This is a genomic window from Kitasatospora sp. MY 5-36 (assembly GCF_001182915.1).
Classification (GTDB): domain Bacteria; phylum Actinomycetota; class Actinomycetes; order Streptomycetales; family Streptomycetaceae; genus Kitasatospora.
Genome location: NZ_LFVW01000386.1, coordinates 1 through 11328 on the forward strand (window position 1 = coordinate 1; position 11328 = coordinate 11328).

Consider the following 11328-nt stretch of genomic DNA (forward strand, 5'->3'; position numbering starts at 1 on the left):
GCCCGGGGTGGGCGGCGGCAGCGGGGACGGCGCCGGCGTGACCGGCGACGGGGAGACCGGCAGCAGCCGCGCCGCCGTCGAGTCCGAGGCGGTCGGCGAGGCGTCCGGCAGCGCCGCCACGCTGAGCTCGTCACCCGACCCCGGCCCGCACATCGCCAGGACGGACGCCAGCACGGCACCCGTGCCGACCATCGCGGCCGTCCAGGCCTTGCGCGACAGGCGCCTCGGCGGTGTGGCGGTGGACCACGGCGGTAGCGGATCTGTCGGAACCGGCGGCGGCTGCCAAGCGTTCTGCGGCCACTGCCACTGCCCTCCGGTGGGCTGCCCAGTCATGTGCTCGTCCTTCCAGCGGCCCCCCTAGAACCTTGCCGTGCTCAACGAGCGCGCCGACGCCGGGACATGACCCGGAAGAGGGGTCTGGACGGGCGTTGATTGCCACCGCGCCACATGCTGGGGGGCATGGAGACCAACAGCACGGCCACCCCCCTGGTCGAGGTGGCCGAGTTCCGCACCGACAGCCGCTACCGCCTCGTCCGCTTCGAGGGCCACGGCTGGGAGCCGCTCGCACCGGAGGAGTTCGAGCCGCGCGTCCACCAGCTCTTCCCCGACCTCGACCCGCGCGACCCCCAACGGGTCCACTGGGCCGACCGCCCCTGGGAATGGCCCGCCTGGCACGCCGGAGAGGCGTGAACGCGGTCCGACTGGGCCCGAACGCGGCCTGACGGGGCCCGAACCCCGGTTTGACGAGGTCTGAACGGCTCGGCGCGGGATCGGCACCCCGCGACTTCGTTACGCTGGGCGGGTGAGTGTGGATCACTTCTGGCGCCGCCTGCCGGGTCAGGCCGTGGACACCTGCTCGCCGGAGGAACTCGGCGAACTCGTGCCCCGCGACCGCGACCTCCGGTACGACCGGCTGGCCGCCGCCGGGCTCGCCCTCGGCGTGCGGCGCACCGCCGTCCTGATGGAACTCGCGCTCACCGAGAACGGGCTGCACCCCGACCCGGCCGCCCGACTGCCCGTCTACGGCGGCGGACGGCACGAACCGGACGGGGCACTGCCGTGCGGCGCCATGCCGGTGCTGCGCCCCGAACAGGTCGCGGCGGCCTCCGCCTTCCTGCGCGGCTCGGCGCTCGGCGAACTCGTCCGCCAGCAGAACAGCGTGCTCGCCCGCACGGCCGCGCACCTCGGGTACCCGACGCCCTGGTCCGAGACCTGGGCGGCGCTCGTCGTCCACGACCTGCGCGAGCTGCGGGACTTCTTCGCGAGCGCGGCCGCCGCCGGGGACGCGGTGGTCGTCCGGGAGGCCGAGGAGACCGGCCGGCCGGACGCGGCGCCGCAGCGGCGCAACTCGCCGTCCAGCACGGGGGCGTGAGCGCCGGCCCCGACCCCTGCGGGCGAACCGGGCTGTGCCTGCGGCCCTTTCGGTAGGTACCGACTCGACGGGCCCGGCGGCCCGTTCGTCGGCGGCGACCACACCCTCGATCCTCCGGGGCCACGGCGAGCGGCAATTCGCGCCGTGTGCGGAGGAAGCCTCGATTGTCCGTGATTCGGGTGAGGCCGAAGCGAGGCGACACCGCCCCGGGGCCGTCGGCACGATGGCTGTGCCGGGCCGGGGAACACCGGTCGGAGACCGCGGGGGATGGTCTCCGGCCGGTCCCGCACCGTACCGGACCGGCGTCCTGCCGGGTGCCGCCACCGTGCACCCGCCTTCCTGACGACCCCTGAAAGGGGACAGTCCCATGAAGAGGATCACCGCCGCCCTCGGCGTCGCCGCACTCGCGCTCTCCATCGGCGTCGCTGCCGCGCCCGCCGCCTCCGCGCAGGCGTCCAGCCGGTGCAACTACACCAGCAGTGAGCCGTTCCTGTCGGTCGGCGACAGCTCGACGGCCGTGAAGCAGCTCCAGTGCGAGCTCTACTACTCGATGAAGAGCAGCAACCTGACCCGCGACGGCATCTTCGGCAACGGCACGCTGAGCGAGGTGAAGAGGTTCCAGGGCTGCGTCGGCCTCAAGCCGGATGGCCTGGTCGGGCCCAACACCTGGGCGCAGCTCAACAAGTGGACCGCCTCGTCCGGCTACGCCTGCTGACGCTGAGTCAACTGGGGCCCGGTCCCGCCCGCACGGGGCCGGGCCTCAGCCCGTAGCGGCGGCGAGGAGCGTCAGTCCGGCCGCGGTGGCGGTGTGGATCGCCGTGTTGCGGTCCCGCAGGGTGGTGACCAGCCCGGCCGCCCGCAGCACCGTCGCGTGCTCGCCGGCGCTCGCCGCGGAGATGCGGACGGCGGCGGCGACGTCCCCGGTCGTACAGCCCTCCCGCAGGACGCGCACCGCCACGTTCGGCTCCACCATCGCCGCCATCGCCGCCATCGCCCCCGCGACCCGGGTGCGCGCCAGATCCTCGCCGGTGAAGTGGAACCGGAACGCCATCCCGCCTCCCGTGATGGGGAGCTGACGAGGAGTCAGCTTCCGTCCATGATGCCAGTGGAAGCCGCGGACGGGAGGGGCAAGCGCAGCTGCGACGACCGGGGTGCGATCGGATGGATGCGAAGCGCCCGCGCCACGCGGTGATCCTGGCCCGCGCCGGCGCGGCCTTTTTCGCCGCGCTGCTGTCGAGGAGGACCCCGCCGTCCGGGCCACGCGACCGGGTCAACGAGGGGTGCGGATCCGGGGGACCCGACCTACGGTGAGGATCGGGACGCCGGGCGGCCGTACGCCGCCGGTGGCGCCCCCCCAACCGTTGGCGATGGCCCGCTCGCCGGGCGCCCGCACCGTGCGCGGCCGGCCCCGTAGGAATCGCCGAATCCGGTCATTCGGAAACCAGACACTCGTCGCCACGACGAGTGGGAGGCATCATGAGAAAGCTCCCGGTCGCACTGGCTCTGATCCCCGCCGCCGCGCTGATCACGTCGTGCTCCGACAACGGGGGAGCGGCGTCCGGCGGCAGCACCGCCGCGCAGAAGCCCGCTGTCGTCACCGCCGAGCCCGTGCAGTCCCAGGCACCCCAGTCCCAGGCCGCCCAGGCGCCGCAGACGCAGGTGAAGGTGGTGACGGACGGGCTGGGGGACCCGTTCGAGCTCGCCTACGCCCCCGACGGCCGGCTCTGGGTCAGCGAGAAGTCCGGGCTCAAGATCACCCGGGTCGACCCGCAGAGCGGCGCCAAGAGCACCGCCCTCGACCTCACGGGAAAGGCCTTCCATAGTCAGGACGGACAGGACGGCGTCCTGGGCTTCGCGTTGCACCCGGACTTCGGCAAGGGCAAGGGCAGCGACTACCTCTACCTCGCCTACACCTACAAGAACGGCAATGACTCGGCCACGAAGATCGTCCGCTACACCGCGAAGGACGGCGTGCTCTCCGACGAACAGCCCATCCTGACGGGGCTGCCGGGGCACAACCAGCACCAGTCGGCCCGGATCCGGTACGGACAGGACGGCAAGCTCTACTACTCGATCGGCGACCAGGGCCACAACTACATGGCCGACTACTGTCTGCCGAACCACGCGCAGGACCTGCCGACCGCCGCCCAGGTCGCCGCCTCGGACTGGTCGCTGTACCAGGGCAAGGTGCTCCGCATCAACCCGGACGGCTCCGTCCCCGACGACAACCCCGAGCTGAACGGCGCCCGCAGCCACATCTACGCCTACGGCATGCGCAACCCGGACGGCATGGACTTCGGCGGCAAGGACCTCTACACGGCCGAGAACGGCCCGCTCACCGACGACGAGTTCAACCTCATCACGAAGGGCGGCAACTACGGCTGGCCCAACGTCGCCGGGTGGAAGGACGACAAGGCGTACGTCTACTCCAACTGGTCGCAGGCCAAGGGCGGTTGCGAGAAGCTCACCTACAACCCGGACCCGAACACGCCGCCGGCCGAGGTGCCGACGACGAAGGAGACGGACTTCACCAAGGACATGGTCTCCCCGCTCAGCACGTACGGGACGACCGTCGAGAGCGGGCACAACTTCGGCACCACGCCGGTCTGCCCCGACGCCGCCTCCGCCTACATGTGCTGGCCGACCATGGCGCCCGGCAGCCTCAAGGTGTACGGGGACGACGTCCTCGTCACCTCGCTGAAGAACGGCACCGTCTTCCGGCTCTCCAAGGACGGCAAGAAGTACGAGGAGCTTTTCCGGACCGTCAACCGCTACCGCGACGTCGCCCTCAGCCCGGACGGCAAGACGCTGTACATCGCCACCGACAGCGAAGGCCAGCACATGGTCCGCGGCGACGGCGGTACCCCGACCACCCACCTGGCGAATCCGGGCGCGATCCTCGCCGTCCCCTACGACCACAACACGACGCAGTGAAGCCCCGACACGGAGGTGAGACAGTCATGACCCGTCACGAGGAACAGCCCAGGCGTGCCCGGCAGCCCCGGGAGCGCACCACCGACCGGCCGAACACCCCGACGGAAGGCGCCCGTTGGCGCAAGCCGAGCTACCAGGTGGTGGAGGCGTCTCTGGAGGTCTCGGCGTACTACCTCGCCAAGCGGTAGCGGCCACCGCACCGCACCGGTAGGACCACCACTCGAAGAGGGAGGAAGCGCTGTGCGACTGCACGTACTCGGTACGGCAGCCGGCGGCGGTGTCCCGCAGTGGAACTGTGCGTGCCCCGGCTGTGCCGGGGCACGCGCGGTTCCGTCGCGCCGGCGGCTGCACGCGTCCGTCGCCGTGGAGACCGAGCCCGGCCGGGTGTACCTCGTGAACGCCACACCGGACATCGCCGAACAGATCGAGCGCTGCCCCTGGCTGCACCCCGAGGGCCGGCGCACCCGGCTGTCCGGCGTGATCCTCACGGACGCCGAACTCGACCACACGCTCGGCCTGGCGCGGCTGCGCGAGGCCGACGAACTGGAGGTCATGGCGACCGACGCGGTCCGGGACGCCGTGCACAAGGGACTCGGCCTCGGCGAGGTCCTCGCGCCCTACACCCGCCTGCGCTGGCGGGACTTCGACGGCGTCGCGCTCGAACCGCTCTCCGGCAAGCGCCCCCGCTACGCCCGGGACGCCTGCGACGGGGACTGGGTGAGCGCCCTGCGGGTGGGCGGACTGCTCTACGCGCCGTCGACCGGCGTCTGGACCGACGGCTTCGGCGAGGACGCCGACCTGGTCCTGGTCGACGGCACCTTCTGGGACGACGAGGAGCCGCGCACCGCCGGGTTCTCCACGAAGTCCGCCACCGGGATGGGCCACCTGCCCGTGCTCGCCACCCGCGACCGGCTCGCCGCCCTGTCCGCCCGGTGCCTCTACACCCACCTGAACAACACCAACCCGCTCGTCGACCCGGACTCCCCCCTCCATGCGGAGCTGGCGGACCGGGGCCTCGGGGTGGCCGCGGAAGGAGCGGTCCTCACATGGTGACGACCTTCGAGAGCGAGCTCAGGGCCGTGCCCGAGCGCCGCTACCACCACCGGCACCCCTTCAACCTGAGGATGCACCAGGGGCTCCTGCTGCCGGAGGAGCTGCGCACCTGGATCCTCAACCGGTTCCACTACCAGCGGCACATCCCGGTCAAGGACGCGCTGATCCTCGCCAAGCTGGAGGACCCCGCCCTGCGCCGGCTGTGGATCCGCCGGATCACCGACCACGACGGCGGCGACGGCGACGAAGGCGGCATCGAGCGCTGGCTGCGGCTCGGCGAGGCGGCCGGGCTCGACCGCGCCGACCTGCTCTCGGGCCGCGGGGTGCTGCCCGGAGTGCGGCTCGCCGTCGACGGCTACGTCAACCTCTGCCGCCACGGCACGCCCCTGGAGGCCGTGGCCGCCTCGTTGACCGAACTGTTCGCGCCGGACCTGATGGCCACCCGGATCGCCGCCTTCGAGCGCCACTACACCTGGATCGAGCCCGTGGGCCTCGCCTACTTCAGGACCCGCGTCGGCCAGGGCCGCCGGGACAGCGACGAGGCGCTGTCCCTGGTGCTGTCCTGGGCCCGCACCCGGGCCGAGCAGGAAGCCGCCATCGCGGCGCTCTCCTACAAGTGCGAGCTGCTGTGGACCCTCCTCGACGCCGTCGAACGGGCCCCGGCGTGACCTGGCGACCGGCCCTGAGCGGGTACGCGCGGCTGCGCCACTGCCCGGTGCGGAACAGCACGCTGCTGGTCGTCCCGGAGCGCATCGTCGTCCTCAGTGCCGAGGCGGCCGCGATCGTCGGACTGTGCGACGGCACCCGGACCGTACCGGAGATCACCACCGAGTTCCCGGCCGAGGGGGCCGACGACGTCGTGGTCTTCCTCGACGACCTGAAGGAGCGGGGATGGCTGCGGTGAACCCGCCCTGGGCCATGCTGGCCGAACTCACCCACGGCTGCCCCCTGCGCTGCCCGTACTGCTCCAACCCGATCGAACTCACCGCCCGCAGAGCAGAACTGACGACAGATCAGTGGCTTGACGTGCTGACGCAGGCCGGTGAACTCGGGGTCGCGCACGTCCACCTGTCGGGCGGCGAACCGCTGTTGCGGCGCGACCTGACCGAGATCGTCGCGGGGGCCGACCGCGCCGGGATCTACGCCCAGCTCGTCACCAGCGGACTCGGCCTGACCCGGGAGCGGCTGGCCGCGCTGACCGCGGCCGGGCTGCCCAGCGTCCAGCTCTCCGTCCAGGGCGCCGACGCCGCCTCCTCCGAGCTGATCGCCGGACGCCGGTCGTTCGCGGCGAAGGAGCGGGCCGCCGCGCTGGTCCGCGAGGCCGGACTGCCGCTGGGCCTCAACGTCGTCCTGCACCGCCTGAACCTCGACGACATCGACGCGATCGTGGACCTCGGCATCGCCTGGGGCGCGGTGCGCATCGAACTCGCCAACACGCAGTTCTACGGCTGGGGACTGGCCAACCGGGCCGCCCTCATGCCCACCCGGGACCAGCTGGACCGTGCCCGGGAGGCGGTCGAGCGCCGACGGCGGCGGACCGGCGTCGAACTCGTCTGGGTCGTCCCCGACTACTTCGACGGCGTCGCGAAGCCCTGCATGGGCGGCTGGGGCGCGGTCTCCCTGACCGTCGCCCCCGACGGCCGGGTCCTGCCCTGCCCCGCCGCCTACGACCTCCCACTGGACCTGCCGAACGTCCGCGACCACGCCCTCGCCTGGATCTGGTCCGAGTCGTCGGCCTTCCGGGCCTACCGCGGCACCGACTGGCTGCCCGAGCCCTGCGCCTCCTGCGCCCTCCGGGAGGTCGACTTCGGCGGCTGCCGCTGCCAGGCCTTCGCCCTCACCGGCGACCCGGGGCGGACCGATCCCGCGTGTGCGCTGTCGCCCGACCACGGCCTGATCGCGGAGCTCGCCGCCCGGCAGGGCGGGGAGCTCGTCTACCGGGATCCGGCCGGCCGCTGAGGCTCCGCTCCGCAGGCCGTCGTCCCCGGTCCGGCCGGCCCGTCGCCCGTCCGGTGTTCGGGTTCAGGTGGCGCTTGCGTGGTCCTGCGTGGCGCCGAGCAGCCGCCGGACGGCCTGCCGGGCGTGGTCCAGCGGTTCGGGGCCGCGCCGGACGGAGGCGAGCAGGACGGCGCCCTCCACCAGGGCGAGGGTCTGCCCGGCGGCGACCCGGGCCTGCGCCGGGCCGAAGCCCTCGCCCTCCAGTCGGTCGGCCAGGATCCGCTGCCAGCCCGCGTACAGCTCGGCGCAGAGCGCCCGCAGCGCCTCGTTGGTGCCGGCCACCTCCAGGGCGACGGTGGCGATCGGGCAGCCGCTGGTGTACCGGGAGCGCTCCAGTCGTTCGGCGAAGGCGTCGATCAGCCGCCCGGCGAGGGTGACGGTGCCGGCGCCCTCACCGGCCAGGGAGGCGAGCAGCGCCTCGACCTCCTGGCCGGCCTGGGTGAGCGCGGCGGCCACCAACTGGTCCTTGCCGCCGGGGAAGTGGAAGTAGAGCGAGCCGCGCGGGGCGCCGGTGGCGGCGACGATCCGGTTGAGTCCCGTCCCGAAGTAGCCCTGCGCCTCGATCAGTTCCCTGGTGCCGGCGATCAGCCGGGCCCGGGTCTCCTCACCCTTGACTCCCATGCGGCGATAGTAGACCGGTCTGCATATTCCTGTCGACGGGCCTTCGAGCCTCCCTTGAGCAGTGGTTGACCGATCGTCAGAAACGGTACTGGGGCGGGTAGCCGGTCCAGTGCAGCTCCTCCGGCAGGTGGCCCTGATCGTTCAGCAGCAGGACGGCGGGCGGCCGTCCGGGCGTGTAGCGCAGGACGGTCAGCGCCGCGTTGGCGGCGTTGACGCCGAGCCACCGCCAGGCCGGGGCGTCCAGGGCGTGCCGGACCAGCCAGCCGACCAGGAAGGCGTGGGTGACGACCAGTTCGTGCCGCTCCTCGCGGCCCGGCACCGGCCCGGTGAACCGTTCGACGGCCCGCCGCGCCAGCACCGCGCCCTCCTCCCGCTCCGCCGCCGTGGTGCCCCCGAGGAAGTCCAGCAGGAACCGCGCGCTGTCGTCGGGCAGTTCGTCCCGAGCGGGCGCGTACGGAACGAAGTCCCCGGCCTCCTCACAGGGTTCCGGCCGCACGCCGGTCAGCTGCTCCGCGACCAGCCGCGCGGTCTCGGCCGCCCGGGGCAGCGGGCCGTGGTGCAGCACCGAGACCGGGCGGCCGGCCAGCCGCCGGCCCAGCAGCGCGGCCTGCCGGCGCCCGGCGGCGGTGAGTCCGCTGTCGTCGCCGTGGGACTCGGCCTCGCCGTGGCGGGCCAGGTAGAGGTAGCGGGTGGCGGTGTCGGTCATGCCGTGGGACTCCTCGGGAGGGACGAAGATCATGTCGTCCCGAGTGACACACCGGGGCCGCGCCCGGTTCCGGCTCAGCCCGTGGGGGCCGCGTCCGCGTGGGCCCGGCCCGCGTGGGCCTCGTCCAGCAGCGCCAGCTCCTCCGCCGACAGCCGCAGCGCCCCGGCGGCGATGTTCTCCTCCAGGTGCGCCACGTCGCCGGTGCCCGGGATGGCCAGCACGTGCGGGCCGCGGTGCAGCGTCCAGGCCAGCCGGACCTGGGCGGTGCTCGCCCCGCGTGCCTCGGCCACCGCCCGGACCTGGGCGGGCTCGGCCTCCCCGGCGCCGTCCTGCCGTCCGGCCCCGGCGATCGCGTAGAAGGGGACGAAGGCGATGCCCTGCTCCCCGCAGATCCGCAGCAGCTCGTCCTGCTCCGGCGTGGCGCCGATGCCGTACGGGTTCTGCACGCAGACCACCGGCGCGATGGCCTGAGCCTCGGCGAGCTGGTGCGGGTGGACGTTGGACAGGCCCAGCTGCCGGATCAGCCCGGCCTCGCGCAACTCGGCCAGTGCGCCGAAGCGTTCGGTGACCGAGTCGGTGCCGAGGATGCGCAGGTTCACCAGGTCGAGGTGGTCGCGGCCGAGCTGGCGCAGGTTCTGCTCGACCTGGGCGCGCAGCCGCGCGGGGGTGCGGGCGTGCTCGACCCACTCGCCGTCGATGCCGCGGCCGGGGCCGACCTTGGTGGCGATCACCAGGTCGTCGGCGTACGGCGCGAGCGCCCGGTTGATCAGCTCGTTGGCGGAGCGCAGCGGGGAGAAGTAGAAGGCCGCCGTGTCGATGTGGTTGACGCCCAGCTCGACCGCGCGGCGCAGCACCCGCAGCGCCTGCTCACGGTCGCGCGGGACGGCGTGCGGGACGAGTGCCGGGCCGGTCTGCGGCAGGCGCATCGTGCCGAAGCCGATCCGGTGGACGGTGCGGTCGCCGAGCTTCCAGGTGCCGGCGGCGGCTGCGGTGGTGGCGGTGCTGTCGGACGTCATGCCGGTCATGATCGCTACTGAACCGGCCTGACCGCCAGTGATTCGAACATGTCCATGAGGGTGGGGGCTGGGGCCGCGTTGGGGGAGGGGTGGCCGGGCGTTCCGCCGTCCGTCGTCATGTCGGCCGGGCACACCGGTGTCGGTGGCGGGGGCGCGTCCCGCCGACCGTAGCGTGCGGGACATGACACCCCAACGGCACCCCCGGCACCCCTACACCCGACGGGCCGTCCTCGTCGCCGCGCTGCTCGGGGCCGCCCTCGGCGCCGTCGCGCTCACCGGGGCACCGGCACGACCGTCCGCCGTCCGGCTGCGCCCGGCCGGTGCGCCGCCGACCGTGTACGCGCACCGCGGTGCCTCCTCCGCCGCGCCCGAGAACACCCTGGTCTCCGACGAGGTGGCCCGGCGGGCCGGCGCCGAGTGGATCGAGGACGACGTCCAGCCCAGCAGGGACGGCGTCCCGTACGTGCTGCACGACGACACGGTGGACCGCACCACCGACGGCACCGGCCGGATCCGCGAGCTGACCGCCGCCCAGCTGGACGCGCTGGACGCCGGCTCCTGGTTCGCCCCCGCGTACGCGGGCACCCGGCTGCCGACCCTGGCCGCCCAGCTGGAGGACCTGCGCACCCGAGGCGGCAGCCTCCTGCTGGAGATCAAGGGCCCGCACAGCCGCGACGAGGTCGCCCGGATCGTCAAGGAGGTGCGCGACCACGGCATGACCGGCCGGGTCTTCGTCCAGAGCTTCGAGGTGGACGCCCTGCGCTACACCCGCGAGCTGGCCCCCGAGCTGCCGCTCGGCCTGCTGCGCTCCACCCCGGACGCCGACCCGGTGGCGGTCGCCCGCGACCTCGGCCTGGCCGCCTACAACCTCGCGGACGACGCGCTGTCCGCCCGCCCCGGCGTGGTCGGGGAGCTGCACGCCGCCGGGGTGGCGGTGAACGTCTGGACGGTCGACCGGCCCGCCCGCTGGCAGGTGCTCGCGGCGGCGGGCGTGGACGGGATCATCACCAACCGCCCGGCCGAGCTGGCCGGTTGGAGCGCGGCCTGGTCGGCGCGGGGCGCCGCCGGTTAGGCTGCCGGGCGTGGAGCAGGAGAACGCGGCGGGCGCCCGGCCCGTGGACGAACAGGCCGGGGCGGACTGGATCCGCCGGCACCTCGGCGTGGTCCTGGAGCCGCAGGGCTCGCTGACCGCCTTCGACGGGCGCCTCGTCATCGACCTGGACACCCAGGTCGTCACCGTGGACGGCCGTGAGGTCCGGCTCCACCGCTCGGACGTCAAGCTGCTGCGCGGCCTGATCGCGCTGGGCGAGGGCGTGCACGCGCCGGACACGATCCTGTGGAAGGTCTACGACGCGTCGCTCCACCCCCACGAGCTGAGGTACCCGATGGCGGTGCTGCGGGCGAAGCTCGGCGAGCCCGACTGGATCGTGCGGACCGAGGAGGGCCGCTACGGCCTGCGGCCCCCGGAGCTGCCGTAGCCGCATACTGACGGCATGACGGGTGGAGACGGCGGCCGGGGTCCGGACCGGCGCGGGGTGCTGCGGGCGGGCGCGGCGGCAGCGCTGGCGCTGGGTGCGGCGGGGTGCACGGGCGGGAGCACGTCACGGGCGGCTGGGCCGAGTCCGAGC

The 11328-nt window shown here is 73.7% G+C and carries 15 protein-coding genes and 1 pseudogene; 11 read left to right on the plus strand and 5 right to left on the minus strand.

Going from position 1 to position 11328, the window contains the following annotated elements; genetic code table 11:
- Window positions 1-333, minus strand: a pseudogene (locus AE652_RS46535) (hypothetical protein); the annotation flags it as partial.
- A gap of 126 nt (window positions 334-459) precedes the next feature.
- On the opposite strand from AE652_RS46535, the gene AE652_RS23470 reads away from it, so the two are divergent.
- The 3 genes from AE652_RS23470 to AE652_RS23480 all read left to right on the plus strand — a co-directional run bounded on the left by AE652_RS23470 (window position 460) and on the right by AE652_RS23480 (window position 2087).
- Window positions 460-690 (plus strand): hypothetical protein, encoded by a 231-nt coding sequence (locus tag AE652_RS23470; protein ID WP_049654693.1) that lies wholly within the window; start codon window positions 460-462, stop codon window positions 688-690.
- A gap of 112 nt (window positions 691-802) precedes the next feature.
- Complete coding sequence (locus tag AE652_RS23475; protein WP_159028536.1) at window positions 803-1372, plus strand: hypothetical protein; 570 nt, start codon at window positions 803-805, stop codon at window positions 1370-1372.
- A 367-nt stretch (window positions 1373-1739) separates the two neighbouring features.
- Window positions 1740-2087: a peptidoglycan-binding protein gene (locus tag AE652_RS23480; RefSeq protein WP_053112216.1), complete on the plus strand. Its 348-nt coding sequence runs from the start codon at window positions 1740-1742 to the stop codon at window positions 2085-2087.
- 45 nt (window positions 2088-2132) lie between these two features.
- Here the strand turns inward: AE652_RS23480 and AE652_RS23485 are convergent, their stop codons facing one another.
- Window positions 2133-2423 (minus strand): hypothetical protein, encoded by a 291-nt coding sequence (locus AE652_RS23485; RefSeq protein ID WP_049654680.1) that lies wholly within the window; start codon window positions 2421-2423, stop codon window positions 2133-2135.
- Window positions 2424-2848: 425 nt separating this feature from the next.
- Between AE652_RS23485 and AE652_RS23490 the strand changes: the two genes are divergently transcribed.
- From AE652_RS23490 to pqqE, 6 genes are read left to right on the plus strand one after another with little or no spacing between them, the layout of a single operon-like run.
- The gene (locus AE652_RS23490) at window positions 2849-4306 is read left to right on the plus strand and encodes a glucose/sorbosone family PQQ-dependent dehydrogenase (protein WP_049654681.1); all 1458 of its coding nucleotides are present in this window, start codon (window positions 2849-2851) and stop codon (window positions 4304-4306) included.
- Between the two features lie 26 nt (window positions 4307-4332).
- Window positions 4333-4494, plus strand: a complete 162-nt coding sequence (locus AE652_RS45255) for a pyrroloquinoline quinone precursor peptide PqqA (RefSeq protein WP_107086518.1) — start codon at window positions 4333-4335, stop codon at window positions 4492-4494.
- A gap of 52 nt (window positions 4495-4546) precedes the next feature.
- On the plus strand, window positions 4547-5359 hold the full coding sequence (locus AE652_RS23495) for an MBL fold metallo-hydrolase (protein WP_049654682.1): 813 nt from the start codon (window positions 4547-4549) through the stop codon (window positions 5357-5359).
- On the plus strand, window positions 5353-6027 hold the full coding sequence (gene pqqC / locus AE652_RS23500; RefSeq protein WP_049654684.1) for a pyrroloquinoline-quinone synthase PqqC: 675 nt from the start codon (window positions 5353-5355) through the stop codon (window positions 6025-6027). Before AE652_RS23495 ends, pqqC begins: the two co-directional genes overlap by 7 nt.
- On the plus strand, window positions 6024-6263 hold the full coding sequence (gene pqqD / locus AE652_RS23505) for a pyrroloquinoline quinone biosynthesis peptide chaperone PqqD (protein ID WP_049654686.1): 240 nt from the start codon (window positions 6024-6026) through the stop codon (window positions 6261-6263). Before pqqC ends, pqqD begins: the two co-directional genes overlap by 4 nt.
- Window positions 6251-7318 (plus strand): pyrroloquinoline quinone biosynthesis protein PqqE, encoded by a 1068-nt coding sequence (gene pqqE, locus AE652_RS23510; protein WP_049654688.1) that lies wholly within the window; start codon window positions 6251-6253, stop codon window positions 7316-7318. Before pqqD ends, pqqE begins: the two co-directional genes overlap by 13 nt.
- Before the next feature lie 63 nt (window positions 7319-7381).
- On the opposite strand, the gene AE652_RS23515 is transcribed toward pqqE, so the two are convergent.
- From AE652_RS23515 to AE652_RS23525, 3 genes are all read right to left on the minus strand, one after another.
- A complete protein-coding gene (locus tag AE652_RS23515; protein WP_049654690.1) occupies window positions 7382-7978 on the minus strand; it encodes a TetR/AcrR family transcriptional regulator in 597 nt (198 codons plus the stop codon).
- A 76-nt stretch (window positions 7979-8054) separates the two neighbouring features.
- A complete protein-coding gene (locus tag AE652_RS23520; RefSeq protein WP_049654698.1) occupies window positions 8055-8684 on the minus strand; it encodes a histidine phosphatase family protein in 630 nt (209 codons plus the stop codon).
- Window positions 8685-8758: 74 nt separating this feature from the next.
- Window positions 8759-9700, minus strand: coding sequence for an oxidoreductase (locus AE652_RS23525; RefSeq protein ID WP_049654700.1), 942 nt, complete (start codon window positions 9698-9700; stop codon window positions 8759-8761).
- A gap of 181 nt (window positions 9701-9881) precedes the next feature.
- Between AE652_RS23525 and AE652_RS23530 the strand changes: the two genes are divergently transcribed.
- Window positions 9882-10772 (plus strand): glycerophosphodiester phosphodiesterase family protein, encoded by an 891-nt coding sequence (locus AE652_RS23530; protein ID WP_082345920.1) that lies wholly within the window; start codon window positions 9882-9884, stop codon window positions 10770-10772.
- 10 nt (window positions 10773-10782) lie between these two features.
- Window positions 10783-11178: a response regulator transcription factor gene (locus AE652_RS23535; protein WP_049654692.1), complete on the plus strand. Its 396-nt coding sequence runs from the start codon at window positions 10783-10785 to the stop codon at window positions 11176-11178.
- Window positions 11179-11328 lie beyond the last annotated feature (150 nt).